General features: G+C 63.1%; 23 protein-coding genes and 1 pseudogene. 9 read left to right on the forward strand and 15 right to left on the reverse strand.

The window, feature by feature from the left end:
• Nucleotides 1-118: 118 nt before the first annotated feature.
• The 6 genes from ABOD76_RS22155 to ABOD76_RS22180 form a co-directional block, all read right to left on the reverse strand.
• A complete protein-coding gene (locus ABOD76_RS22155) occupies nucleotides 119-829 on the reverse strand; it encodes an IS6 family transposase (RefSeq protein WP_350245770.1) in 711 nt (236 codons plus the stop codon).
• Between the two features lie 40 nt (nucleotides 830-869).
• The gene (locus ABOD76_RS22160; RefSeq protein ID WP_350245754.1) at nucleotides 870-1,835 is read right to left on the reverse strand and encodes an alpha/beta hydrolase; all 966 of its coding nucleotides are present in this window, start codon (nucleotides 1,833-1,835) and stop codon (nucleotides 870-872) included.
• A 634-nt stretch (nucleotides 1,836-2,469) separates the two neighbouring features.
• Entirely contained in the window at nucleotides 2,470-3,435 is a 966-nt protein-coding gene (locus ABOD76_RS22165) for an AraC family transcriptional regulator (protein WP_350245755.1), read from the reverse strand.
• Complete coding sequence (locus tag ABOD76_RS22170) at nucleotides 3,432-3,839, reverse strand: (R)-mandelonitrile lyase (protein WP_350245756.1); 408 nt, start codon at nucleotides 3,837-3,839, stop codon at nucleotides 3,432-3,434. Before ABOD76_RS22170 ends, ABOD76_RS22165 begins: the two co-directional genes overlap by 4 nt.
• Before the next feature lie 11 nt (nucleotides 3,840-3,850).
• Complete coding sequence (locus tag ABOD76_RS22175) at nucleotides 3,851-4,282, reverse strand: cyclophilin-like fold protein (RefSeq protein ID WP_350245757.1); 432 nt, start codon at nucleotides 4,280-4,282, stop codon at nucleotides 3,851-3,853.
• Nucleotides 4,279-4,629, reverse strand: coding sequence for a DUF2255 family protein (locus tag ABOD76_RS22180; protein ID WP_350245771.1), 351 nt, complete (start codon nucleotides 4,627-4,629; stop codon nucleotides 4,279-4,281). Before ABOD76_RS22180 ends, ABOD76_RS22175 begins: the two co-directional genes overlap by 4 nt.
• A 305-nt stretch (nucleotides 4,630-4,934) precedes the next feature.
• On the opposite strand from ABOD76_RS22180, the gene ABOD76_RS22185 reads away from it, so the two are divergent.
• The 3 genes from ABOD76_RS22185 (at nucleotide 4,935) to ABOD76_RS22195 (ending at nucleotide 8,083) form a co-directional block, all read left to right on the forward strand.
• Complete coding sequence (locus ABOD76_RS22185; RefSeq protein ID WP_350245758.1) at nucleotides 4,935-5,774, forward strand: SDR family NAD(P)-dependent oxidoreductase; 840 nt, start codon at nucleotides 4,935-4,937, stop codon at nucleotides 5,772-5,774.
• A gap of 8 nt (nucleotides 5,775-5,782) precedes the next feature.
• Nucleotides 5,783-6,985: an MFS transporter gene (locus ABOD76_RS22190; protein WP_350245759.1), complete on the forward strand. Its 1,203-nt coding sequence runs from the start codon at nucleotides 5,783-5,785 to the stop codon at nucleotides 6,983-6,985.
• 75 nt (nucleotides 6,986-7,060) lie between these two features.
• Nucleotides 7,061-8,083: a zinc-dependent alcohol dehydrogenase family protein gene (locus ABOD76_RS22195; protein ID WP_350245760.1), complete on the forward strand. Its 1,023-nt coding sequence runs from the start codon at nucleotides 7,061-7,063 to the stop codon at nucleotides 8,081-8,083.
• Between the two features lie 344 nt (nucleotides 8,084-8,427).
• Here ABOD76_RS22195 and ABOD76_RS22200 read toward each other — a convergent pair whose 3' ends face one another.
• Both ABOD76_RS22200 and ABOD76_RS22205 read right to left on the reverse strand, forming a co-directional pair.
• Nucleotides 8,428-8,637: a hypothetical protein gene (locus ABOD76_RS22200; RefSeq protein ID WP_350245761.1), complete on the reverse strand. Its 210-nt coding sequence runs from the start codon at nucleotides 8,635-8,637 to the stop codon at nucleotides 8,428-8,430.
• A gap of 262 nt (nucleotides 8,638-8,899) precedes the next feature.
• Nucleotides 8,900-9,598: a hypothetical protein gene (locus tag ABOD76_RS22205; RefSeq protein ID WP_350245762.1), complete on the reverse strand. Its 699-nt coding sequence runs from the start codon at nucleotides 9,596-9,598 to the stop codon at nucleotides 8,900-8,902.
• Nucleotides 9,599-10,197: 599 nt separating this feature from the next.
• Here ABOD76_RS22205 and ABOD76_RS22210 point away from each other — a divergent pair.
• Entirely contained in the window at nucleotides 10,198-10,653 is a 456-nt protein-coding gene (locus ABOD76_RS22210) for a hypothetical protein (protein ID WP_350245763.1), read from the forward strand.
• A 525-nt stretch (nucleotides 10,654-11,178) separates the two neighbouring features.
• Here the strand turns inward: ABOD76_RS22210 and ABOD76_RS22215 are convergent.
• The 4 genes and pseudogenes from ABOD76_RS22215 to ABOD76_RS22230 form a co-directional block, all read right to left on the reverse strand.
• The gene (locus tag ABOD76_RS22215) at nucleotides 11,179-12,111 is read right to left on the reverse strand and encodes a GNAT family N-acetyltransferase (protein ID WP_350245764.1); all 933 of its coding nucleotides are present in this window, start codon (nucleotides 12,109-12,111) and stop codon (nucleotides 11,179-11,181) included.
• Nucleotides 12,112-12,286: 175 nt separating this feature from the next.
• Nucleotides 12,287-12,814: a 2'-5' RNA ligase family protein gene (locus ABOD76_RS22220; RefSeq protein ID WP_350245765.1), complete on the reverse strand. Its 528-nt coding sequence runs from the start codon at nucleotides 12,812-12,814 to the stop codon at nucleotides 12,287-12,289.
• 199 nt (nucleotides 12,815-13,013) lie between these two features.
• Nucleotides 13,014-14,134: pseudogene (locus ABOD76_RS22225) on the reverse strand (IS630 family transposase).
• Nucleotides 14,135-14,323: 189 nt separating this feature from the next.
• Nucleotides 14,324-16,102 (reverse strand): NPCBM/NEW2 domain-containing protein, encoded by a 1,779-nt coding sequence (locus tag ABOD76_RS22230; protein WP_350245766.1) that lies wholly within the window; start codon nucleotides 16,100-16,102, stop codon nucleotides 14,324-14,326.
• A 603-nt stretch (nucleotides 16,103-16,705) separates the two neighbouring features.
• On the opposite strand from ABOD76_RS22230, the gene ABOD76_RS22235 reads away from it, so the two are divergent.
• Complete coding sequence (locus ABOD76_RS22235; protein ID WP_350245767.1) at nucleotides 16,706-18,007, forward strand: NPCBM/NEW2 domain-containing protein; 1,302 nt, start codon at nucleotides 16,706-16,708, stop codon at nucleotides 18,005-18,007.
• Nucleotides 18,008-18,279: 272 nt separating this feature from the next.
• On the opposite strand, the gene ABOD76_RS22240 is transcribed toward ABOD76_RS22235, so the two are convergent.
• On the reverse strand, nucleotides 18,280-19,575 hold the full coding sequence (locus ABOD76_RS22240; protein ID WP_350245706.1) for an IS701 family transposase: 1,296 nt from the start codon (nucleotides 19,573-19,575) through the stop codon (nucleotides 18,280-18,282).
• Nucleotides 19,576-20,213: 638 nt separating this feature from the next.
• Between ABOD76_RS22240 and ABOD76_RS22245 the strand changes: the two genes are divergently transcribed.
• Nucleotides 20,214-20,738, forward strand: a complete 525-nt coding sequence (locus ABOD76_RS22245; protein WP_350245707.1) for a hypothetical protein — start codon at nucleotides 20,214-20,216, stop codon at nucleotides 20,736-20,738.
• 103 nt (nucleotides 20,739-20,841) lie between these two features.
• Here the strand turns inward: ABOD76_RS22245 and ABOD76_RS22250 are convergent, their stop codons facing one another.
• A complete protein-coding gene (locus ABOD76_RS22250) occupies nucleotides 20,842-21,258 on the reverse strand; it encodes a hypothetical protein (RefSeq protein ID WP_350245708.1) in 417 nt (138 codons plus the stop codon).
• A 272-nt stretch (nucleotides 21,259-21,530) separates the two neighbouring features.
• Between ABOD76_RS22250 and ABOD76_RS22255 the strand changes: the two genes are divergently transcribed.
• Nucleotides 21,531-21,806, forward strand: coding sequence for a hypothetical protein (locus ABOD76_RS22255; RefSeq protein ID WP_350245709.1), 276 nt, complete (start codon nucleotides 21,531-21,533; stop codon nucleotides 21,804-21,806).
• Nucleotides 21,807-22,389: 583 nt separating this feature from the next.
• Nucleotides 22,390-22,860, forward strand: coding sequence for an Imm7 family immunity protein (locus tag ABOD76_RS22260; RefSeq protein WP_350245710.1), 471 nt, complete (start codon nucleotides 22,390-22,392; stop codon nucleotides 22,858-22,860).
• Between the two features lie 154 nt (nucleotides 22,861-23,014).
• Here ABOD76_RS22260 and ABOD76_RS22265 read toward each other — a convergent pair whose 3' ends face one another.
• Entirely contained in the window at nucleotides 23,015-24,091 is a 1,077-nt protein-coding gene (locus ABOD76_RS22265) for a hypothetical protein (RefSeq protein WP_350245711.1), read from the reverse strand.
• Nucleotides 24,092-24,655: 564 nt separating this feature from the next.
• Here ABOD76_RS22265 and ABOD76_RS22270 point away from each other — a divergent pair.
• Nucleotides 24,656-24,922 (forward strand): hypothetical protein, encoded by a 267-nt coding sequence (locus ABOD76_RS22270; protein ID WP_350245712.1) that lies wholly within the window; start codon nucleotides 24,656-24,658, stop codon nucleotides 24,920-24,922.
• Nucleotides 24,923-24,938 lie beyond the last annotated feature (16 nt).

Consider the following 24,938-nt stretch of genomic DNA (forward strand, 5'->3'; position numbering starts at 1 on the left):
GCTCCGGGCCTGTTCCACTTCGGTCGGGCGTTCGCGCGCCTCTGGGTTCCTGAGGGTTGTGGCAAGTTGTTGCCCTCCAAGAAGCAGAGGGGCCTCGGGAAGGCAGACGGCCTGAAGATTAGGCCGCCTGCCACATGGTCTCTTGCCACGTCCTGAAGGCGACCTTCTGGTAATGACGACGGTGGCGAGCGGGAACGGTGGAGCGGGCAAGGTGGTGGAGATTCATGATTCGGGCGTGCAGGTCGAGGAAGGTCTGTGCTCGTTTTCGTGATCTGAACCCTCGCTGTTGCCGTTCCTGGCGCCGTGTGGCGCGATGGGACTGCTCAATCAGGTTGTTGCAACGGGCGGTCGAGACGACCTGAACATGCTCCACGGCATGGAGCACGGGGAGTGCCCGCAGCGCTGCCCCATAGCTCCAGAGCTTGTCAGTGTGAATGACCTCCGGTACGTCATATTCCCTCAGCAGTCGGCAGAAAAACGATCTGGCGGCCTCGGTGTCACGGCGTTGCTGAAGGAAGACGTCCAATACGGCTCCGTGTTCATCCACGGCCCGCCACAACCAGTGGTTGACCCCGCCGACGTCCACACACATCTCGTCGAGCTGCCACCGAGAACCCCGTCGGGGTTCTCGGTGGCGGAGGCCCTGCGCGAAGAGGTCACTGAACTTGATGCACCACGTCCGAATGGACTCACGCGTCACGGCAATACCCCGTTCCAGCAGGAGTTCTTCGACATCCCGGTAACTCAGGGTGAAGCGGTGATAGAGCCAAACCGCGTAACCAATGATCGGGAGGGGGAACCGATACCCAGGGAACTTCTGACCGCTCAGCACCGCTTCACCCTATCCCGACAACTTGCCACAACCCTGTTCAGCTCGTTGAGCTTAGGTTCTGCGAGAAGAAGCTCTCGATCTTGTCGAATGGGATGAGGTCTGTCCGGTCGTAGAAGTCGATGTGGCGTGCCCCGGGAACGATCACAAGCTCCTTCGGGCCCGTCGCCTGCTGGTCGATGGTCTCGCTGAAGTACCGGGAGTGCGCCTGGTCGCCGGTGATGAGCAGGATGGGCCGCCGCGCGATGTCCTCAATGTGCTGGAGTGGGCCAAAGTTCATGTGGGCCGCCGCGCTGGTGACGGTAAAGGCACCGATGGACCGGGGGTGGTGCCCGCGGTCGGCAACGTAGTACTCGAAGAATTCGCTGGTGATGGGGTTGAGGCCCTCGGTGGGAATCTCTGACGGGAAGGATGGTGTCAGCGCGGGCTGACCGGCGTCGACGTCCCTCCAGCGCTGCTGTGCAAGGCCGGCCAGCGTCTGGCGGCGTTCGTCGTCGCTCATGCTGCCTTGCCAGCCGGTGCGGTGCAGGCCGCTGATGTCGTACATCGCGGCGGTAGCGACGGCTTTGATGCGCGGGTCGACTTGCGCAGCGCTGAGAGCGAACCCACCACTGCCGCAGATGCCGATGACGCCGATCTTTTCGCGGTCGACGTAGGGCAGCGTGCCGAGGAAATCCACACCAGCGCTGAAGTCCTCGGCGAAGATCTCCGGCGAGGTGATGTGCCGCGGTTCACCGCTGCTCTCACCGTTGTAAGAAGGATCGAAGGCCAGGGCCACGAAGCCGCGTTGCGCCAGCTCCTGTGCGTACACGCCCGGGCCCTGTTCTTTCACCCCGCCGTGTGGCGGGCCGATCACGAGCGCTTGATGGAAGGCGGACTCATCGAATTTCTTGCTGCGGTACAGATCCGCAGCGATCTCGATGCCGTAGCGGTTCTTATACCGGACCGGAGTCCTTGTGACGTCTTCTGAAAGAACAAAGGTGTAACCGTCGGATTGCAGGGACATAGGATCCTCCTGGGACCAGTGATCCTGGCGAGAATGACATAGGCTTTGACAGCAGCGGAACCCGATGGATTCTGCTGGCCGAGGGGCAGGTTCGTGACCACTGACCCGGGTACACCACAAAGTCTAGGCGGGAAAAACTCGGAGTACTTGCCTTATTCTCTGAATTTTTCGCCTGATCCTCTCGATGTGGGCCGACGAAGTGTTCACAGGATCGACCGCGGCCCCCATGAGCAGCCGATTCTCTGCCAGTGCCGATTGCCTCGTTCCAATCCCAGGCGGCCTGGAGAACCGCTGATGACGATTGCCGATGATGTCTCATCTCGCACCGACCACGGTGCCCCGCCGCATGTTCTCCGCCGATCAGGCTGGTGCCAGTTGGCGCCGTCCAGCGGCCCAACCGGGAAGGTCAGGCGGCGCGCATCTCTGGGTTCCGCAGCTGTGCTGGGAGGACCAGAGGCTGGCAGAGATGCTCTGAACCTCCGACTGCCTGTTGCCGTTTACCAGGGCGGGAACCTCGGTTAACGGCAGCAGGGGAACGCACCTTCAGTTGCCACGCCGCTCTGGTCATCACCGTCCTGTTCAAAGCGCCTCAATCGAGATTCGGCCGTCCTGCCAGATCAGCGTTCAACTGCCTTTAATTCGTCCCTGCCCCATTCGCTCCTGCACGCAGGTGGGCCATGTCCTTCCTGGGCGTCGTGCCAAAGAACCGGGTGTACTCGCGGGTGAATTGTGAAGCGCTGGCGTACCCTACCTGTTGACTGACGGAGCCTGCGTCCATCACCGTCGCCACGAGGAGCCGGCGGGCTTCCTGCAGACGCAGGTTTTTCTGGAACTGCAACGGGCTCAGGCCGGTGACGGCCTTGAAGTGGGCGTGAAAAGTAGACACACCCATGTGCACGCTCTCGGCCAACGCTTCGATCGTCAGCGGTTCGTTGATGTGCTTCTGAATCCACTCGATGGCCCGCGCCACCCGCTCAGTATTCGATTCGACCTGCCCCAGTTGGGCCACCATCGGTCCAGCCGGGCTGAGCAGGAGGCGCATCAGCAGTTCATCCACGATGATCGGTCCGACCCACCTGGCATCCCGTTCGCTCTCGACGGTCTCGAGAAGGCGGACGGCAGCATGGATGATGGCGAAGTTGGCTTCGGTAATCTGCACGCCCCGAGGATCGTGAACTCTGGGGAGGCCGTGTGGGTACACTTTCAGCGTCAGTTCAGCGATGCGCTGCGGGTCGAGGTCGAGTTTGAACGTCAGGAACGGTTCACTGGGACTGGCCTTCGTCACCTGAAAGGCAACCGGCAGGTTCACGGCGTACACCATCATGTGCTCGGCGTCGTACTCATACTGCTCCGACCCGATGTGGACGCTCTTGTTGCCTTGAGCGACGATGCACAGGGCCGGTTTCTGCACACTGTGGACCAAGGCCTCATGGGCCTGGGTTGACCGGGCCACCGCCACCCCCGGGACCCGGAGGGGGAACTCCGCGTCGTAGGGCGCGTGGAGGCGGACCAGGTCCCGCAGGCGGGCCAGTTCAGAGGCAAGGGGGGACGGCAAGCTGTCCGTGTGGAATCCTGAATCTGGAGCAGGCACAGGAGTCATGAACCTTCGACCGCCTGATACTGCTCGTCCGTCACGTGTTCCAGCCAATCCACCGCCTTGCCGTCCAGAGCTTCCTGGATGGCGATGTGGGTCATGGCTGTCTGCGACGCCGCTCCGTGCCAGTGCTTCTCCCCGGGAGCAAACCACACCACGTCACCGGGGGTGATGTCCTCGATGGGTCCACCCTCCCGTTGGACCCGGCCGGCCCCGGACAGCACGATCAGCGTCTGTCCAAGCGGATGGGTATGCCAGGCGGTCCGGGCACCCGGCTCGAACGTGACCGCCCCCCCAGCCGCGCGGGCCGGTGCGGACGCAGAGAAGAGCGGATCGATCCGGACGGTGCCGGTAAACCAGTCGGCGGGGCCTTTCTGTGAGGGTTGACTGCCTGCACGCTGAATGTCCATAACCTTCTCCTTTACTTGCTGATATTGCTGATGACTTGAACGTTCCCCAGCTGCCGCACCACGTTCACACCCTCGTCCAGCCTCCCCAGGATGATCAGGCCGCTGGAATACCTGAAGTCCTTGTGGAACAGGGCCAGGTTGCCCAAGGGGGCGTCGTAGGCGATGTCACCGGCCTTCGGTGTGGTGCCTGCCGGTGCACCCCCGGGGCTGAGTGTGCGGGACGGGGACGCGGTTTTCTCTATGCCGCCATCATCTTCCGGCGTCAGGGTGAGCGGCAGGAGGGAAAGACAGTCACGGGTTGTTTCACTGTTCTTCAGGGTCTTCCCGCTGATGGTCCGGGTGAGGTGCATGCTGGCCTGCTTCTGTACGGTCTTCTGCCCCGTTGTAGCGGGCAACAGGGTTGGCGCCGCGCTGCTGGCGAGCGCAGCTGAGAACGACTTCACGCGTCGACCTCGCTGGGCAGAACGCGGAGCGTGGCCGCTCTGGCGCGTTCACCGATCATAGGAGCAAGGTAAGGACGGTCGGCGTACTTCGCACGGTAAGCGGAATCGATCCTTGGCTGAACCTCGCTGGTTACAGGCCCGAAGGTGACCGCCCGGGGCATGTCGGCGGTGGTGACCCGCCCGGCCTTCTGCTTCAGGGCGGCCTGGTACCAGCGCGAATCCGTTCCGGTAGAGGCGCGGACGTACACCTGACCATCGACCACCACCGACCAGATCCAGGTCAGGGTGCCGTACGTGACGCCGTCACCGCGCAGGGGAGCGATGTGCAGGTCGTCGTTTCGAGCGATTGTCTGAAGTTAGTCTGCCGTCCAGCGGGTCATCTTCCGCTCCTCTCCACACGCTTCTGCCCGGGATGTTCCTCTGGCAGAGCGCCATGTTCCTGCTCCCAAGGTAGGCGATCGGCCTCGGTCATGTTTGCCTGATTATCTGAATTTTTGTCCCGATCCTCTTGACGTGGCGGTGCCCTTGAGGCACACGGCTACGGTGAACCGGTGGCCCACACGCAGCAGGTGAACACGCCATGTCGCCCCGCACCGCGCCCTGAGGCCCAGGTCATCAGCGAGTTGACCGCGCAAGTACCAGGAGAACATCCATGAGCAAGGTTTACTTCATTACCGGCACCACCCGAGGCATGGGCACCGAGTTCGTCCAGGCGGCCCTGGCATCCGGGCATTCCGTTGTGGCCACCGGTCGGCGCCTCGAGGCGGTCACGGCGGCCGCTGGCACCGATCCGAATCTGCTGGCCGTCCAGCTCGACATCACGTCCCCCGTCGACGCGGAAGCGGCCGTGCAGGCGGCCGTGGAACGGTTCGGACGAATCGACGTGCTGATCAACAACGCCGCCAGCTTCCAGGCTGGCTTTTTCGAAGAGGTCAGCCCTGAGCAGTTCCGGGCGCAGATGGACGTCAACTTCTTCGGTGCGCTGAACGTCACCCGCGCGGTGCTCCCGGTGATGCGCGAGCAGCGCCGAGGGCAGATCGTCAGCATTTCCTCGACGGCCGGGGTGATCGCCGGGGAATTCACCTCCGCGTACGCCGCGTCGAAGTTTGCCCTCGAGGGGTGGATGGAGGCGCTGCGCCCCGAGGTCGCGCCGTACGGCATCCGCACGACCGTGGTGGAACCCGGGTTCTTCCGCACGCAATTGCTGGAGAAGGAGTCGACGATCCTGCCGGGGCTGTCGCTTCCCGACTACGCGGCGCGCACTGCACAGATCCTCCCGGCCTGGGAGGCGATGAATGGCCAGCAGGCTGGCGACCCGGCGAAGCTCGCCCGGGCCCTGCTGACGCTCCTCGACTCGGCCACGCCGCCCGAGCGCTGGGTGGCCGGCGCCGACGCCGTCCAGGGCGTGACGCAGAAGGCCGATCGGCTCCGTCAGCAGGCGCATGCCTTTCCTGAGCTCTCGACCACCCTCGACCACAACCCGGTGTCCTGAGGCCGCCGATGGAAGATCACGTCGTTCGGTTCCCCGCTGCCGCGTCGCCCGCCCGGTGGGGTGCGGTGCTGGCCATGACCCTCTGTGTCGCGACGCTCATCGCGTCCGAGTTCATGCCGGTCAGCCTGCTGACGCCCATCGGCGCCGACCTCCACATGACCGAGGGCCGCGCCGGCCAGGCCATCGCCGTCTCCGGCTTCTTTGCTGTGGTCACCAGTCTCCTGATCGCCTCGGTCACACGTGGCATCGACCGCCGAACCGTCCTGCTGTCGATGGCCCTGCTGATGATCCTCTCGGGCGCGATGGTGGCGCTCGCACCGAACCCCCTCATCTTCATGGCCGGGCGTGCCCTGCTCGGCGTGGTGATCGGCGGCTTCTGGTCGTTGTCCACCGCCACGCTCATGCGCCTCGTGCCGCACGGGGACGTTCCGCGCGCCTTGGGTTTGCTGAACGGCGGGAACGCCCTGGCCACCACCATTGCTGCGCCGCTCGGCAGCTTCCTGGGACAGTACGTCGGATGGCGCGGCGCGTTCTTCGCGGTGGTGCCGCTTGGGGTGCTGACCCTCGTCTGGCTCTTCATGAGTCTCCCCCCGATGCCCTCCGAGCGGGACGCCCGCGGCGGGTCGGTCTTCCGGGTCCTGCGGCGTCCGCAGGTTTCCCTCGGCATGCTGGCCGTCACCCTGCTGTTTCTCGGGCAGTTCGCGCTGTTCACCTACCTGCGTCCCTTTATGGAGACCGTCACGCGGGTCGATGTCTCGACCCTCTCGCTGCTCCTGCTGATCAACGGTGCTGGGGGCCTGCTCGGCACCGTCCTGATCAGCGTGATGCTCCGCACCCGCCTGTACAGCGTGCTGATCAGCATGCCGCTGCTGATGGCCGTCATCGCGGTGGCCCTCACGCTCTATGGCGCTTCACCGATCGCCGTCGGGGTGCTGCTCGCCGGCTGGGGCCTGATCGGCACGGCCGCACCGGTCGGGTGGTCGACCTGGATGAGCCGGGTGCTGCACGACGACGCCGAAGCGGGCGGCGGGCTGATGGTCGCGGTGATTCAGCTGGCCATCACCCTCGGCGCCACGGCCGGCGGCCTCCTCTACGACCGGAGCGGCTACCAGAGCACCTTCGTGTTCAGCGCGGCGGCGTTGTGCGCCTCGGCCCTGCTCGCGTGGCTGGGATGGCGGACTTCGCGCCGGCCATCGGGTCACCAGTCATGACATCGCACGACGAGTGAAGACGCGCCCAGCGACTGTTGCTCCCAGCACCTTCCCAGAGTTCAAAGGAGAATGGCCATGAAAGGAACCATGCTGTACGGCCCGCGCGACGTGCGCTTCGAGGAGCGCCCTGACCCGATCATCGTCGAGCCCACCGACGCCATCATCCGCATGAGCGCCACCTGCGTGTGCGGGTCTGACCTGTGGCCGTACCGGGGCGACGACGTCAGCGATCAGCCGATGCCGATGGGCCACGAATACTGCGGCATCGTCGAGGAGGTCGGTCGCGACGTGCGTCACCTCAGACCCGGCCAGTTCGTGGTGGGCTCCTTTTTCGCCTCGGACAACACCTGCCCCATCTGCAATGACGGGTACCAGAGCCGCTGCGTCGACGCCCGCCCGATCGGCGCGGAAGGCGCGCAGGCCCCGTTCCTGCGGGTCCCCCTCGCGGACGGCACGCTGGTCGCCACCCCGGAAGTGCCGTCGGATGACCTGCTCCCAAGTCTGCTGGCGACCTCGGACGTGCTCGGCACCGGCTGGTTCGCCGCGGACGCTGCGAACGTCAAGTCGGGCAAGACCGTCGTGGTGGTTGGGGACGGCGCGGTGGGCCTCCTGGCGGTGCTCTCTGCCCGGCAGATGGGCGCCGAGCGGATCATCATGATGAGCCGTCACGAGGACCGCCAGCGGCTGGCCCGAACGTTCGGTGCGACGGACATCGTCACCGAACGCGGCGACGAAGGCGTGGCGCGCATCAAGGAGATGACCGGCGGCCTGGGGGCCCACTCGGTGATCGAGGCGGTCGGCACCCAGGAGTCGATGATGCAGGCCATCCGCGCCACCCGTCCGGGCGGTCACGTCGGGTACGTGGGCGTGTCACACGGCGTGGCGCTGCCTGGACTGGAACTGTTCTTCTCCGGCGTGCACCTGCATGGTGGCCCCGCACCCGTGCGCCGCTACCTGCCGCACCTGATCGACCTGGTGCTGCGTGGACAGATCAACCCAGGGCTGGTGTTTGATCAGACGCTGCCCCTGGACCAGGTGGCGGAAGGGTACCGCGCGATGGATGAGCGCCGCGCCGTCAAGACCCTGCTGCGCCCGTGATCGCCACCAGCGAGGCGCCGCGGCCCCAGTGCGCCGGAGCGCGCGAACAGTTCGGTCCTTCAGGTCAGCCGGCAGCAGCGAACCGTCCGACCGCCTCTCATCCTTATCTCTCCACACGTGACCCAAGTGAAAGGAGCAACAGATGACCACGACTCACGATGGAAGTTTCGCAGGAAAAGTTACCTTCGTGACTGGTGGCGGAAGCGCTGCCTGGCCAAAAAAAAAGCCGGCCCGCAGGCCGCCTTGATTTCTCTACTATAGCCGGGTATGCACCCGGGGTCAACTGCATGCAGGCTCTGTAGCGGCAGTTACGTCGCCCCCATCCACCACGCGCTGAACGGGGTTCAGTTGGCGCCGTTGGGTGGGGGCGGCTCGTACACCGGCCGCGCGTCCATCTCCAGAATCTCCAGGTCCGGGAGGTCCTCCGCCACGAGGTCCACGGCGGCCATTTCCTGATCGGTCCACCAGGACGGGACTCGGTTCGGGCCGCTGATCCCGTTCAGGACCCGCTCCAGCACGGGGTCGTCCGGGCAGGTCCAGCCGGCCCGGGTCACGGTGGCGATGCGGCGTTCACGTCATCAGGGGCTCCAGGTCGGACTCCGCGTCTTCCAGGCGCTTGGCGTTGAACCAGGCACTGTCACTTTCCAGGTGCAGTTCCCGCTTGGAAGACTCGGGATCGCCTCGGGGCGTTCTACCCGAGGGTCAGCTCAGCCCGCGTTCGTACGCCAGGGCAAATGCATCAGCAAGGGTGAGGTGATCACGCCCGCCCCTACAACCATCAGGGGTCGACGTCCAGCGTCAGCAACCTCCCTGGACTTACTTCCGTGTGCGGGTACAGTCAAAAGAACGAATGTAGTCGCGGGGCTCCAGCTGATACTCGACCTTGAACCACGGGCCGCCAGGATCATTCACCTCAACCGTCGCTCCCGTCACGACCCCCCACTTCCCGGCAGCACCGTCGAATCCCCGCTGGAAAAACACCCGTTTCGTGTTCGCTTCATACAGGTACGTTCCATTCGGCGCCGTCCCGGTGCCATTGGCAGCCAGCATCCCTCGGTACACCCCGTTCGCTTCGACTCGTACCGCACCGATCGTGACAAGGCGTGCATCTGCTCCAAAACCGCTGGTCTGAGAACACACGTACAGTCCAGTAGGAAGGCCGCCACTCGTTGCGCTCCTGCCAGGCTGTGGAACGCTGAACGCATGGCCGTTGCTGTCGATCAGTGATCCTGAAGACGGAGGGGCAGCGGTTCGCGGTGTGGCCGGATTGCTGGCCTGCGATCGAGCTCGCCCAGCCATGAATTCAGCACGCGTGACTTCATGATCGTGGTTCGTGTCGAAACTGTCGCAATGACACTGTGTGAATTCTGTTCCAGAGAGCCAGCCGTCCTCGGTGATGTCCAGCGTCTTCCACAGACGCTCATCCTCGGGCGATGCAGACACTGCTTGAACGGTTGCTGTCAGAAATGCAGTCAGGGCGAGCAGAGCGGTGCAGCACGAAGCAAGAGTCCTCACCCACCTATTAAAGCGTGTTCATCGACCCATAAGCCCAACAGTCGCAACGACCAGGAATCCGGTGAGGTCAGCGCGCCCTCCGGGCTGATGGTGGTGAGGCGGTCCAAGGGCTTCGGGGGGACAGCGTTCTTCTGCCCGCACCAGGAGCGGTTACGCTCACCGCCTCGCGGTCATGGGGACCCCGACGAGTGGCTGCGCGGCCCTGTCAACCGCGACGCCCTGCACGAGGAGCGGTTGGTCGTCACGGAGGGGAACCGGGCCGCTCAGATCTCCAGACCACCCTCCGTACAGGCGACCTTCACGCGCCCTGGATCCTCGAGGTCTGACAAGCGCCACTCTGCCAGGAGCAGGTCAGTCGCGTGGCGCGGCCATCACCCTGCAGGCGCCCCGTCCAGTCGATGCGCTACCCACCAAGGCGCACAGGACGCGCGGCTCTTCCGCTATGCGGACCTGCACGGTGCGGTGGACGGCATGGGGTGGCACGACCAGCTCGAACCCGCGCGCTCCAGCGCCCCGAAGGACCGGCGTGCGCCATGTGCCAGGCGCCCGCTGGGGGCGGCGCGGGTCTTCGGGGGTCAGGCATCGTCATACTTGGAAGCGTGAACGGCTCGATCCCACTGCAGTGGAATAAAGCGGCCGCACTCATTGACCTTGCTCGAACGTATCCTGTGGTGGCTGACGTGCTGGCCAGACCCGTGCGTCTTCCGACAACGAATGCGATCCATGCTGAAGTGATCCACCGTGATTGCGGCGCGCCCTTCTATCGAGAAGTCATGGATCTGCCGTTCCCTATGGGCGAGGCCCTCCCCCTCGTGCTCGCGCATCTCTCGCACTGCTGGTTGGGAACCCTGACAGGAACGCCGAGGGGCTATGCCCTGCTGATTCGCTTTCGGGCAGAGCATCGCGGACCTGATGGGTATGTGTCGATCGCGGATGGGCCTGCATTGGACGGCGAAGCACGCGCCCGGCGCGTGAAGGAACTGTTGAAGCACGCCGCGTTGTCGCCGCTTGAACGCACAAGCTTGTTGAACGGATGGGGCCACTTGTTCGAGTGATGGGGCAGCCCTGATCCTCAGCGCCCTGTCCTCCTTGACGTGCTCAATTGCGCGGATGGGGCCGATCATCCCTCGGCCACAGCGCTCCCCGGCAAACCCGGTACGTGTGGGGCACACCGCATGTTCGAGCGGGCTGGCCAGGATGATCAGGGAGAATGCCGGCATGCGCCTGCCCCACGCCCCTCACTGCCGTCCAATGGAGGGGCGCGTGAATGCCCACGACCGCGCGAATACCCTGCAACTGCAGTGGCTGCGCGACGCCCTGTTCCCGCCACGCCGCACGGCGCGCCGCTGGACCGCCGGGCGGGGGCTCCGCTGGCCACCCCCGCCGAGATCCTGACGGCGCGACGTCGCACCAGGGCATCGCACGGGCGTGGACGCGGCATGACCCGCGCGCACAGACGAACCGGCAAGCCGGGCGACCCGCCCACTTTCGAGGATGACGGCAGGAACGCACAAGCAGCACGACGGCGACCGTGTTCCTGCAGCACGACGCCCTGTCGGCCAAGCGGAGAACAGGCCGGCTTACGCGACGGTCCGGCGCATCACCCACAAGCCGGGGAGCGACGTGAAGCCCAGGCGACGGTTCACCGCCAGCATCGGCGCGTTCGTGCTGAGGTTATGCGTCCACATGTCCGTGAAGCCCGCCGCGCGCGCCCGGCGGATGGCCTCCACCTTCAACGCCCGCGCCAGCCCCAGGCCACGCGCGTCCGGCGCCACCCCCGTGAAGTAGTTGTACGCGCCGCGCGGATGCCCTGCCACGACGCTCATCCCCAGCCAGTCCTCGCCCCGCGTGGCCAGCACGATCCACTCCGGCTGCACCGCCGGGTTCATGCGCAGCATGTGCTGCGTCTGCTCCACCGTTAACCGCGGCATCCCCTGCTTGTCCGGTGTCTCCTGGTCGCGGTCCGCGAAGAAGGAGTACAGGCGCGTCCAGTTCGCCTCGTCCCGCCCCAGCGTGCCCATGTCCTGCAGGGTGACGCCAACGTGCGCCAGGCGCCCGTCAAGATCGGCGTGGGCTGTGTCGTCGAACGCGGTCAGGTCGAGGGTCGACTCGAAGCGGTGAAGCTGGAAGGCGAAGCCTCGACGCTCGGCCCAGTCGCGCACGGCGGGCCGGGTGTCCCGCACACTCGTTTCGAGGCGCCTTGCGCCCAGGGCGCGTGCCGTGTCGCAGATGTGAGTGAGCAGCGCCGAGCCGTACCCACGTTCGCAGGCGTCCGGCGCCACAATCAGGAGGAGGTCAAGGTCTTCCGTGGTGAGCGGCGCGCTGGTCAGCAGCGCTGTCCCGGCCAGCCGGTGACCGTCATCGAGCACCACCTGGGAGAACACGCCGGACTGTTGCCGCATGTCCTGCGTCCGCTCGGCGAACGTTTCGGGCGTGTACGGCTTGACCACGTCCGTGTTGATGATCGCCACGAGCGCCGGGAGGTCATCCGGGGTGGGTTCGCGGATCGTCACGGGTGCCGAGGCTCCAGTCATACCTCATCATGCCGGAAGAACGACCACACCCTGCCATCGTCACGACCTATTGATCTCGGCATGGCTCGGCATCAACCGCTGAACGACTAGAGCTGACGACCAGTCCCCCGGCAGCGTTCTACGAGCCGAGAAGCCGTGTTCTTCTCGGTGGTGTTCAACACGGCAAGGAGACCGTTGCCAATCTGGTCACCTGCCCACCCCGCAGCCCATACAGGGCCAACGTGCTCAAGGAGAACGCCTCAGACCAACGGTAGCGCAAGCGACGGGTCGCTTCTTCTTCCGTGACCGGGATGCTGCTGATGGTGCAGTGAGGCTTGAAGGGAAATGCACTTCTTTCAAACTTCAGCGTGGATGTGACGAACTGATGATGGAGCGCGCGGAACGGTGCCTCATCGGTCATGGTGAAGGCAAAGATGTTAGTGTCTGGAAAGCGCATGACCGGACCAAAGCAGGCTTGGACTGGAGCGAATCCTTGAGCAACTTCCTGCATCACGCCGGCGATCTCTTCGATCGCTTGACCCGGCACTAACACGCCGACGCCTGATGAACCCGTCACAGTAATTTCAGCAGGGAGAGACGCGCGAAAGGCATCGCGACACGCGGTCCGCAGTTCAGTGATACGAGACGCCGCAGGCTCATCGAGTTCCAGCACAAGAAACAACGGTTGAGTGTCAGCGTCCATGGGGCAGTGTACCGAGCACCTTCCACCCCTTCGTGCTGCTTGCCGTCGCCACTCCATTGGAACGTCTGGCATCTTGTCCGGGTCGCTTCTGATTAATGCCAACCTACACCGTTATCAATAGGGTCTGTGCGACTGAACCGGCATGGTCTTGGGCCCGACCAGCACCTCGTGATGGCAGGACCGTTGAGGCCGATACCATCTAGTGGTCTGAGTCAGAAGAACGCTGGGAATTTTTGGGTGAGAGGTAAGGCTCACAGAAGCGCTTGATGTTGGCCAGGATGTCATCGGCCGAACGGGTCCACACAAACGGCGTTGGCGCCTCGTTGGTCGAAGCGATGAAGGCGTCAATCGCCTGCTCGAGCGCGTTCTGGGACGTGAAGTTGCCGCGCCTCAAGCGCTTCCGACTCAACAACGAGAACCACGACTCGACCAGGTTCAGCCACGAACCACTGGTGGGCGTGAAGTGGAAGTGCACGTTCGGATGGGCCAGCAGCCACGTCTGGATCGTCTTCGTCTTGTGCGTCACGTAGTTATCCAGGACGACGTGCACCGCGAGCTCCGCGGGGACCTGGGCGTATACGACATCGAGAAACGCCCGGAATTCTTCAGCCCGGTGGTGCGCGTAACACTGCCCAATGACACTGCCAACCTTGGCATCCAACGCCGCGATCAGCGTGGTGATGCCATGCCGGACGTATGTGTGTCCGGTCGCCTCCGGTTGCCCTGGCCGCATCGGGAACGTCATGCTGCCGCGCTCCAGCGCCTGGATCTGCGGCTTCTCGTCGACGCACAGCACCAGGGCCCGATCTGGGGGTTGAGGTACAGCCCGACAATGTCGCGTACCTTCTCGATCAAGAGTGGGTCCTTCGACAGGGTGAAGGACGACACCAGGTGAGGCCGCAGCCCGAACGCCTGCCAGATGCGATGCACGGCGCTCTGCGTCAGGCCACTGGCCTTGGCCATGCTGCGGGTACTCCACTCCGTCGCGTCTGCAGGGAGGGTATCCAGGGTCAAGCGGACGACCCGCTCCACCGCGTCGTCCTGGATGGTTCGTGGCGCGCCCGACTTGGGGGCGTCGCTCAGCCCCTCAAGACGATGAACTGCAAAGCGGTTGCGCCAGGTGCCGACGGTATCGTCACACAGCCCGACCTGGGCACCGATCTCAGTGAGCGTCCATTCCGGATGATCCGCGCTCAGCAAAATCACCTTCGCGCGGGTCGCCAATCCGCGAGGGGTTTGACGTCGTCGAACCAAGCTGCTCAACACCTGCCGCTCGGTGTCGCTAAGGATGAGGGTGGGAGCGTGCCGGCCACGATGCATACGCCACCTCCACCCGCATCGTACGCCCGCCATTCCCAGCCTTCTCCTGCATCGGACCACGCTAGGTACTTTGGGGAGTGATCAGGGCCCTATTCAGCACACAGAGCGCTGGGCGTCCAGACCCGCCATACAGAATGCAGGCCAGGGGCGGAATGCTCCTGGCCTGCATGTCGCTCGGTTGTTCAGGCGTTACGGCAGGAGTCGGTACAGGTAGCCCGCCTCCGGTAGCCTGGTCACGATGTCGTCAGTAACGAGCAGTTTGCCGTCCTCCTGCAGAGCGAGGTCCGAGAGGTAGGGATCAATCTGGACGGTGCCCCCCGATCCGAACGTGGGATCCAGCTGCCCATTCGCCTGCACCCGGATCAGATGGTCCGAGAAGGCCGCCACGATCCGGCCATCCTTCTGAACGTGCATCCGAAACGCCTCAGTCGGAGGATCCCCACACACCTTCAGAAGCGTCACGCCGCCGCTGCCAAACGAGGCATCCAACTGGCCGCGTGCCGTATAGCGGGCCATGTAACACGAGACGTTCCCGTCGACGTCTCTGGCCACCCCCGAGACCAGCAGGCGACCGTCCGGTTGTTCCGCGATCGCGTCCGCCGAAGACGCCTCCTGATTGGGCACCACCTGCACCTCCACGCCACCCGCGGTTCCGAAGGTGAGGTCTGGCTGACCGTCCGCCGTCAGGCGATCCAGACGAGTCGCCGCCGTCGGCGTCGGGTGGTGCTCGACCAGCAGGCCACCGTCACGCTGCTGAAAGACGGGCGTATGAACGGCATCGTCGGGGTCTCCGGGGTAGATGAGGTGACCGCCCTGCCCGAAGGAGGGATCGAGGGCGCCATTCGCCTGATACCGGACGAGCGTCAGGTACTGCTGAAGATCGGGGTAGGTGGTGCCGGTGTACTCATGTTGGGGCATGATGACCTTGCCGTTTGCCTGCACCACGGGCGCAAACTCATCAGTGAGTTGGATCTGTCCAGCAGTGACCGGCTGCTGCAGGACGCGCCCGCCAGTCCCGAAGCTGGTGTCCACGCGGCCGTCCAGGAAGTAGCGGGCGAGGAAGTTCGTGTACGTCTGGCTGTCCACCTTCAGCAGGCCGTGCACGACCACCTTGCCATCCCGGGTGAGCGCCATCTGTCGGGGAGCGAGTTCACCCGAAGCCAGCACGGTGGTGCCCTGCTTGCCAAAACTGAGGTCCGGCTGGCCGTTCGCAAGATATTGATGCAGGTAGCCCTGCTCACGGTCGCTGGTGAGGGCCAGGATCTTGCCGCCCGCCACGGGCAGCACCTGATGGAAGTGATCGAGTCCCGAGAGCTCCACGCGACCGTCCCCGGAGAAGCTGAGATCAGGCGTGCCGCTGGAGATGCACGTGATCTGGGGATTGAGCCAGTCCGCGTGATCGTAATAGGTGTTGTCCCCAGCGTAAAACGCGCGCAGGGTGAGGGTCTTACGGCCAATCAGGCTCACGCTGAGGGTCTTTGCGCCGTCGTAGCCGTGCAGGATGCCGCTGTCGGCCAGCCGGTCGCCGTTATCCGTCTCAAGGATGAAGAGCACCGAGCCGTTGTTGCCCACTTCGTCGTCCACGCCGACCGTCACGGTGAACTTCGTGCAGATGGCCCCGGTGCCGGTGAGGTCATAGCGCAGTTCCGAGTTGGCGTGCACGCCGTACCCCTTGGCGTACACCTTGCCGCCCACGGTGAGTGGGTGGCCGTCGTTTGCCGCGCGCCCACCGTTGCTGCGGTTCACTTCGATTGGTCCCCAGCCGTTGGTGGCAGAGGTGGGGGTCTCGTAGTAGAGCGTGTTCACCCCAGGCGTCAGGCTCAAGGCGGAGAGCCGGGTCGACATCCACGGGTCGGAGGGGTGGGCGGCGTACTGGGCAGCCCAATCGTCCGCGGCGGGTGAGGTGGCTTGCTGACCGCAGGCGGCCAGCAGCAGGGAGAGGGCAAGAGTCGCGGCGAGCTTCTTCATGGGGGCCTCCCGGCCCGCCGAGAGAAAACGGTGGAGGATGCGTCGTGGGCCAGCATGACCGTACCCTTCCCCGCACAACTTTTGAGGGGCTGCCGCTCATGTGCCCTTCAGACATGCGGCCTCGGGGCCAGATCCAGTTGTCCTTTGGGTAGGTGTTTGGAGAAGGCAGATCACGTTTATCTTTCCGACGCGTTGGAGGTTGACAGGATCAAGGCTGATTCCCAGCGTTCTTCTGCATCAGACCACTAGCTGTACTTCGGGGACTATTCAGGGTATGAATGCGGACGCGGCGAGCTGAGAAGCTGCATTTGCTCTGCGCTATTCCTGCGGACTAGGTAAAAACTGTGCCAGGAAGGGCAATGGTGGGCATGGTGGCTGTGATGAATGGCTCTTTGCTCCGCTCCTTCCCCGGCACCACGACCCTCGCATGAAGATCCTGCCCAGTTCGGGGAGCAGCGGAAGTGACGGGATACGCATGGCTCAATGATGCGTGAGCGGAAGATGCTCACTTCGTGAGCATGATGGATCCGCTCGGCAGGGTACGTTCGTGGTGGCCCACGATCCACACTCCACCGTCTTCACCCGGCGGGCCGGGAGGCTCCCATGAAGAAGCTCACCGGTACCCTCGCCCTCTCCCTGCTGCTCGCTGCCTGCGGTCAGCAGGCCGCATCGCCCACTGACCCGTACGCCGCCGAGTATGCCGCCCACCCCTCCCAGCCGTGGACGTCCAGCGCCCTCTCGGCCCTCAGCCTGACGCCCGGCACCAATACCCTGGGCTACGAAAAGCCCACGTACGCCAGCAGCGGCTGGGGACCGATTGAAGTCAACCGCAGCAATGGCGGTCGGCAGCAGCTGGACGGGAATCCCCTGACCATTGGCGGGCAGGTCTATGCCAAAGGCTACGGCGTGCACTCCACCTCGGAACTCCGCTACAGCCTGGCCGGCGCAGGGGCGACCTGCACCAGCTTCACCGCGACGGTGGGCATTGACGACGAGGTTGGCACCAAGGGCTCGGTGGTGTTCGAGGTCTGGGCCGATGGCGTGAAGCTGGCCGACAGTGGAGTGGTCCGCGGGAGTGACGGCCCGAAGACCCTCACGGCCGACCTGACCGGGAAGTCGAACTTGCGCCTGGTGGTGACGGACGCCGGGGACGGAAACTTCTACGATCACGCCGACTGGGTGAACCCCACCATCTCCTGCCAGGCCCTCACCCAACCGCACCTCACCCTGGACACGGCCAGCCTGGAGCTGTATCACCTGCACGGAACAGCCCTGAAGGCCCATCTGACCGGTTTCCCCGCCGGCCCTGTGAGTCTCCGGCTGGTGTACCGCGTCTCCCCCACGTACCCGAATCTCACCGTGTCGCCGCTGGACCTGCAGACGCCTCTGGTGGCTGGCAACGGCGACGCCCAACTCCAGCTGTTTGCGACTCGGCTCACGGCAGGCGACCCCCATCCCCAGTACGATCTGCTGGAACAGGACTACACCGTGGTGGCCAGTCAGAACGGGCGCGACCTTGCCCACGCGCCGCTGCATGTCACAGAGAAACCGCTGAAGCTGACGGCGACGTTGAGTGGCCTTCCGGCGGTGGTACCCAACGGCACCTTGGTGGATGCTGTGCTGTCCATGACCGTTGATCCACCCGTGCAGGCGCCGATCGCAGACCTGGGTCTGGCGGACGATGAACTGCATAATATGGTCGCAGAGAATCTGGGCGAAGCCTACGGGGATGGCCGCGTCACGAAACGCCATGTGCGCTTCTACGCGCAGGCGCCGGGACCGGAGATGCCCGTCGCACGGGCTGAATTCCGTATTCAGGGCTTTCTCCCTGGCGGCACAGATCTTTATAACCGGTTCGGCGCTTACTTCACCAGAATTGGGGTCTCGATCAACGTAACCTTTTGAGCCACCCGACGGGAGAACACAGGGCACCTTCCCCTGTGGGGCTCACTCAGAGACGTGGCCTGACGATCGCTGCAGCCTTGGCGGCCACCTCCGGCTGGGCATCGCCCCTCATCGAGGACAAGCGGCTGACGCGGCTGCTGAACCTGAGTTCGGAGCGCTCCGCCGAGGAGCAGGCAACGGCAGTACAGCCGGAGCCCCGGCCTGAGCAGCGACAAGCACTCCAGGACTCACCGATGCACTGGGCATTCGCCTCGCTTTCCTTTAGGGAGTATTCAAGGGCCAGCTGGCTGAACGGTGAGCAGCCGACAACGTGGGCAGAGTAATGGCTGGGACAGCGTTCCAGCCAGTTCTGCTCGAATCGCTGGCAGCGTCTCGCCCTGTACACCGTCCGGTTGTTCCAGGCGAATCGCCTGCAGGAACGCCAGGGCCACCAGACACAGCACGGCGTGGTGATGCAGCCCCCGCCACGAGCGTCCCTCGAAGTGCGATAAACCAACTTCCTGCTTCAGCTCCCGATGCCCGTGCTCACAGGCCCAGCGACGCTTCGTTACCGCCACAAGGTCATTCAGCGTCGCTGCTGGTCCGAAGTTGCAGGCGTAGTATTTGCACCCGCCGTTATTGCGTTCTTCGCCGATCACCCAAAGTTCCTCGCCCGGCAGGTGCGCGCCAGCGCCATTCGCTGCGCCATCGGCGATGCGCACGAAGACCGCAGCAAAGCGACCGCGCATTGGTCCTTTCGTCCCATGGCGCCAGGTAATCTCATGCCACGGTGCGGCCTGTAGCAGCGCCTCAACCGTCTGGCGCTCTTCGGACGCACTCGGTCCCTTGGGACGACGACCTCGCACGATCCTGGGCGGCGGAATCAGGCGAACGTCCTCGGAGTAGACCTTCTGGTTGCGCACGATCCCCACGGACCAGAACAAGCCGCGTTTCGACAACGCCTTGCGGAACTCAGCGTTGTTCCCGTACGCCGCATCTGCAAGCACCACCCCGAACGTGACGCTGCGACGGACCCGGTCCAGCTCTTCCAGCGCGATCTCCCACTTGGCCTTGGGCACGAGATGCGCTGCAGGGACGCCGGCTCGTTCGCACCGCTCAACGTCACCTGTCCACTCAGACGGGAGGAACAGGCGAAGCGCCAACGGGATGGGAACGTCGTGCTGGGCGAGGGTCAGCGACACCAGGCATTGACAATTGGTGACCTTGCCGACCTGCCCGGAGTATTGGCGCGATACGCCCACCGATTTCGTCCCGAACTTCGTTAAGCAGGTGTCGTCGATGATCAGCACGGCGTCCTTGCCGCCCACCAGACGTTGCGCCTGCTGGGCGACCAGGGTTTCGAGGGGCTGTGGGTCCCAGGGGCTGTCGGTGATGAAGTGCTGCAGGTGATCCCCCTGCCCCGGTGCGACCGTCTGCGCAAGGGGAGTGATACTTTTCCGAGCTACAAAACTGCAGAGTCCTTGGACGTAGAGCGGAGCGAGCCGTCGCTGAGCAGTGTGCCGGAAGCCCGCCAGGAATGGAGCGAAGAACGCTGGGAACAACTGGCGGAAGCGTTTAAAGCGGCGCATACCCGACGATCAGCATCTCAGGATGCTGGCCGCTCGAACGTGCACTGAATATCCTCCAAAGTACAGTTAGAGTGTGTAGGCTAAGGTGATACCTCACTCTTGCAGAGGGACGTTTGCTGGTGTTCCACATTTCCAGCGAGGTGAAGGAGTTCTGTCACCTAGCCATAGGCTCGGCTACGATGTCTTCATGTCGACGTGGCGGCGGTGGGCTCTTGAACTGCTACCCGAACGTTCATTTCTCCTCACTGAGCCAGAGACGAGCGTGTACGAGGCATTTACCCTCACTCTGGAGGCGTTTGAGCAAGCGGTCGTTCAGCAGGATGAGAGACGCATTCGTGCCTGCATGGAGTTTGGGGTATGGGGATTGTGGCAACGCGCTGAACACGTATGGAATGCGGCAGGGGTGTGCTTTTGGGAACACGTTTTCGACGTGCGGGGCTCCATCCCGCTTGTCGCTCCACTGCTACCGTCCTCTGCCGTGCGTGACGTTTGGGGCTTGTGGGAGCACAGGCTGTCACGGGATGACCTGAACCTCATTCAGGCGACACTTTAGAACATTCCTCAGTCGCGCCAACACGAATGCAAGGGGGTTAAATAGTGCTGGTGCGGGTTTGTCAAGGGTTCCGTTATCTTCAGGGATGAATCGCGAGTCTTTTGAACAGGATTTGCAGCTGCTGGTCGGTCTCCAGCTGAAGCGGGTTCGTTACTACGCGTCGCCGGGTGGCTGGCCCTCCTGGCATGCTCATCCAGACTTCGACAGCCTTGAGCAGGGGCTCGATTTGATTGGTCACGGTGCCGCGCACTCCGTCACCTGGGATGCCACCTTCTGGAGTTACGGCCTGCGCGTTCGTTCGGGGACTTTAGTCGATGTTCTGTCTGCCGGGCAATTCCATGACGTCTCGGAAGAGAGCCGCTGGTCCGCGTTTCTTGGGCAGCAAGTCCGTGACGCGCGGTTCGTCTGGGAACCGGTCCCGGATCCACTGGCTGAAGCGGGCGACGTGTACCCGCAGCATGTGGTCTTGACCTTTGAGCATGGGGGCCAGGTGTATTTGAGTGCCGCGGCCCCTCAAGAACCGCAAGCACCGTTCTTCGGGATGTCTGACCATGTCGTGGTGCTGTTCGATCAGGACCACGCTCGGCACTATCTCCCGGGCATGGATTAGCCTACTGAACGAGAGCCAGACGAGCACACTGCCGACCTTGGCCCACACGCCCTAGTAGTATACCAGGAGTCGTTATCTTTGATAATCGAAAATATTTGCTGAATCAGTCTAATTTTCTGAGTACTTCAAGCTGTACTCTCAAGTCGCTCAGGTTTTTACTCTTCCTCTGACCACTTATTTCTGAATAAATGTGCAACAGCTCTCCTATAGTTTTTATCAATTCTCTTTTGATGTGTTTGATGCTGGAAGTTATTGTCATCGTTCCCATTGATATCACAACATCTTCTCCCCTAGAGCGGAAGTCTAGAACTCTTGCCTCATCGGGAGTTGCTATGAGGATATCTGTTTGATTTTTGCAAGTGTTTACAGCATTTGAAATCGCCAACAACCACGAGTCGACATAGCAATATTGAAAGGCAATGGATTCGTTATTATCGGAAACCGTCAATTTACCAGTCACCATCATTGCATCAAGCCCATCTTCAATATCAAGTTCGTATGAAATTCGAACATCACCCATGCATTCCCCTTTTGGCTTAAAGATAGCCTGCTAAGCCATATCGGCACGCACGCGAAAAGGCCGCGTCGCAAACGACGACGGTGCTTGGGACATCTGCGTGCTGATCCGGCATTCTTGACTGACGATACTGTGTGAAGAAGTGAAATTAATCAGGGAGTTTGCTTGGACTCGCCCTGAATATGCCCAAAATACAGCTAGGGCATGAAGGCAAAAAGCTATGAGCAGGGAGTGGGCATTTTTGTGTGGCCCACGCTGATCGCCTACCCTGCGGTATGAACGAAACGGAAGACGCTCTGTGTGATCGCCTCTCAGGGCTGGGCTTAGGGTCAGCAGCCGTGGCGCGTCAGGGAAAAGAACATGGCTTGTCGCTCGTGCAGACGATGCGCCTCGTCGTTCGGGTGTGTGGCGCGACCTTCCGTGAGGCCACAGATGCGGCCACACAAGCGCACTACGGGATGTCCATAGACGACTACGCGACACCCCTCAATGCTGATGCCCTGATTGCTGCGGAAACAGTGGAAGACGCCGCCACCGAGCACGACAGGTGACCCTGGCTCACCATTCCTGACTATCCCCAAGTCCGACGCAGACGTGCAGCCTCCGTGAGCCACCGACGAACGAGTGGGATCAGGTACCCAGGGCCTCATCGTTTGAGCACCGATGGATTGGGCTATCTTCAACACAAAGAAGAAGGAAACAAGTGGCCAACCACTTCTCTGGAACGATTCGATATGCATTCCGGGTGCGAGACCGTGGATGGTTCGTCCGTCTCAATCCTTATGAGGGCGAAGTACAACGTGGCGATCAGGTGGTGGTGCACATGGCTGGAGGGACAGCATGGGCCGGCTCCATCGCTGGTGTTCCGATCGGTGCACAGACGCCTCCGGGTACCATTGATCTGCTCCTTATAGGTGACACACAGCCCACGCTGGCCGAACGTTTTATTGACGCCTTGATCCATTCGCAGCCTTAGGAGTACGTAGTTTATTGGGAAGCGCATGCGACAAGACGAATCTGCACCGGTGACGCCACTTCATATCCCTAGGCCGACATTCCTTAGACCAGGGCAAGGATGGAGGACGAGGTTTAAGGCGTGTAGGCAAAGGGAGGAGACACTGCCACACTGGACGAGTGTTTGAATTTCATGGGTGGTTTGGTCTTCAGGAAGCAGCTCACTTTGTCGATGAGGGGAGTCGCTGGGATGAGATCATCGAAGGCATCAAGGCTCGCGTCGCAGCCCTGAACTGGGGTACAGGGGAATACAACCTCGTGGCGGAAGTCCGCCTGATGAACGGTGAGGCCTTCCTGCACCTGACGGGCAACAAGAACCATCGTGGCGTGATCGGCCAGGAGCTCGCAGATCTCCTCACCTACGTTGCTCGGGAAGCTCCGGGCTCCTACGGCCTGTTGTATTGGCGTGATGACGAAGGCAAACCACCCGCAGGCCGCTGGAACTTTCAGGTAACGGTCATGGCCAGAGGCGCCCTCAGCACACGCTTTGACCCGTTCCTCTCGCCGACCTTCCCCGTCCTTGAGGTCTCGGATGAGGGCGACGAGTCGGGTCAATGGGATGAGCTCTTTATTCTGCCGACGAGCAGGTGAGGTACTTGGGTGCGAGGGCATCGTTTCGGCTGCTGGCTGCCTTCACTGCCATTTCGCCGACACGCCCTGGTAGATGGAGGGTACGGATGCGCATGCAGCGGCGCCCTGTACCACCTTCAACGTCCGCCGTGATCCATACCCTGCACGAGGTCCGTCAAGGTTCACGGCGCGCTCGCGCTTCGGCCAGCCGGGTGTTCATGGCCGCCCGCCTTCGATTCAGGACGCGCCGTGCCGCCGCTGGAACCGATTGCCCGGGCTCCCTGGTGAGCCGTTCCAGCAGCTCCTGTGGCACCGCTGGATTCAGAATGACCGCTCGCAAGAGGTGTTCGCGCTCCCAAGCGCTCCGGGTCGTGTCGTTCACCAGCGCATACAGCTCGTCCACGGGCATGTTCGAGTTTATATAGGCGGACCAGCGCGCCCTCTCGTTGTCCATCTGCACCAAGGCCAGCAGGGTGTCGGGGGCGACATCCGCACGCCGCGCCAGCTCCATGGCCGCCTTCGGGTGCTCTGGCGCCCAGAGAGCCAGTTGAGCGGTGCTGGCATGACAGATCCGGGCGTCCTCGAAGCGTTCGCGCACCACGGGGCTCGGGTCGTGGGCCAGGGCTTCCTGCAGGGCTTCGGGGAGGTTCGCCCGACTGGCCACCGATGCGCGGGTACTCTCGTTGTCGTCCTGGGCGAACCGCTCCAGCAGGTCCAGGGGGAGATTCTGGTTGCCGATGACCGACCAACGGACGGGCTGCACAGGGTCATCCGCGAGCGGGTAGAGCAGGGCGACCGGCGTCCGTGGATGCACCGCCACCGCACTGCGCACGCTCCCCTCCTCATCCGTGGCCAGGCGGGTCAGCACGTCTGCAGACACGTCAGGGTGCTGGGCAATGGCGTTCCGCACCCTCCAGGAGGGATGAGCGGACAGCGGGGCAAACAGGTCGAGCGGCAGGTCCGGACGCTCGGCGATCCGGCAAACGACGAAGTCGGCTTGGTCCGCGGCAAGCCGAACGACGTCTGGTGTGGACAAGCGCGGGTGCTGCGCCACATGCCGACGCACCCAGCCGTCGGGGTGGTGGACAAGCTCGGTCAGGAGCTCGGGGGGCGTATGCTTGCTGCGGGCAACGATCCACCCCAGGCGAGGGTCGAGTGCCGCCAGTTCGCGCCGACGTTCCAAGGTGGTTCGGCGGTCACGGGTTTCCTTCTTGAGGGCGGGCAACTCGGCGTCGGAGATGGAATGTGACATGGCATGGCCCTCCTTCGTGGTGGGGTCGGCAGAACGTGAACAGTTCAGGGTACGGCATGCCGACCGGGCAGGCGTGTCATCTTTCGCTCCGCTGCCGGAGCATGGACGCACCCCCTGGGCGTGGTGACCCGGACTGTTGATTCTGTGTGAGGACGGACTGTTCGCGGTGGACACCGAGTGGTACGGACGGCCCTCTGTAGGTTGTGCGGCGGTGGGGTGTCCGCAACCAGCCACGTGACGCACGGAATACGGCCGCTCTTGCCAATAACATTCCCTCAGATGGGTCATCCATTTCCCTCAAACAGATCACTTCAACCCCTCGGATGAGTCTCCCCGACAGATGAATGCAGGGAGTTCGACAGAAAAATCAGGGAGTCGCCTGCGACTCGTCTGAGGGGAACCGACGATTCGTCTGAGGGAAAGTGGTGACTCATTAGAGGCCTAACATTTTTTTAGTCGATCAGCTCAATGCATACCTGACTGTTATCTCTGGCTTGATTGGGAATCAAATCTTTTTCTTTTTGCTTGTTGAAGCAAATCAAGGTGGACATCTAGATCAAAGAAGTGGACCTGACTCGCGCGGTCGTGATCAGCGTGCAGCGCACTTTGCTGGCGACCGAGACGTCTTGGCAGGTGAATTACGCGATCGGCGAGATGCAGTACCGCCTGCAAGACAATGCGTTCTACGGCCGGCCTCATGGTCAGGACGCAAACGTTCTACTGGCCATTCAGACGCTGTCTTTCCATTCCTGCTGTCCGGACAACAACTCCATTGAGGTGACGGGGGCCGCGCTCCTGAACCATAGCGGGCATCTGAAGAGCAGCCGATAGTACACGTGACTGCGTG

It is taken from the genome of Deinococcus sonorensis KR-87 (genome assembly GCF_040256395.1).
GTDB lineage: Bacteria > Deinococcota > Deinococci > Deinococcales > Deinococcaceae > Deinococcus > Deinococcus sonorensis.

Bases quoted from the DNA above. Each gene is read 5' to 3' on its own strand.
- ABOD76_RS22160 (WP_350245754.1), bottom strand. From the start codon at position 1,835: ATGTCCCTGCAATCCGACGGTTACACCTTTGTTCTTTCAGAAGACGTC.
- ABOD76_RS22165 (WP_350245755.1), bottom strand. From the start codon at position 3,435: ATGACTCCTGTGCCTGCTCCAGATTCAGGATTCCACACGGACAGCTTG.
- ABOD76_RS22170 (WP_350245756.1), bottom strand. From the start codon at position 3,839: ATGGACATTCAGCGTGCAGGCAGTCAACCCTCACAGAAAGGCCCCGCC.
- ABOD76_RS22185 (WP_350245758.1), top strand. From the start codon at position 4,935: ATGAGCAAGGTTTACTTCATTACCGGCACCACCCGAGGCATGGGCACC.
- ABOD76_RS22190 (WP_350245759.1), top strand. From the start codon at position 5,783: ATGGAAGATCACGTCGTTCGGTTCCCCGCTGCCGCGTCGCCCGCCCGG.
- ABOD76_RS22195 (WP_350245760.1), top strand. From the start codon at position 7,061: ATGAAAGGAACCATGCTGTACGGCCCGCGCGACGTGCGCTTCGAGGAG.
- ABOD76_RS22220 (WP_350245765.1), bottom strand. From the start codon at position 12,814: ATGGACGCTGACACTCAACCGTTGTTTCTTGTGCTGGAACTCGATGAG.
- ABOD76_RS22230 (WP_350245766.1), bottom strand. From the start codon at position 16,102: ATGAAGAAGCTCGCCGCGACTCTTGCCCTCTCCCTGCTGCTGGCCGCC.
- ABOD76_RS22235 (WP_350245767.1), top strand. From the start codon at position 16,706: ATGAAGAAGCTCACCGGTACCCTCGCCCTCTCCCTGCTGCTCGCTGCC.
- ABOD76_RS22240 (WP_350245706.1), bottom strand. From the start codon at position 19,575: ATGCGCCGCTTTAAACGCTTCCGCCAGTTGTTCCCAGCGTTCTTCGCT.
- ABOD76_RS22245 (WP_350245707.1), top strand. From the start codon at position 20,214: ATGAATCGCGAGTCTTTTGAACAGGATTTGCAGCTGCTGGTCGGTCTC.
- ABOD76_RS22250 (WP_350245708.1), bottom strand. From the start codon at position 21,258: ATGGGTGATGTTCGAATTTCATACGAACTTGATATTGAAGATGGGCTT.
- ABOD76_RS22255 (WP_350245709.1), top strand. From the start codon at position 21,531: ATGAACGAAACGGAAGACGCTCTGTGTGATCGCCTCTCAGGGCTGGGC.
- ABOD76_RS22265 (WP_350245711.1), bottom strand. From the start codon at position 24,091: ATGTCACATTCCATCTCCGACGCCGAGTTGCCCGCCCTCAAGAAGGAA.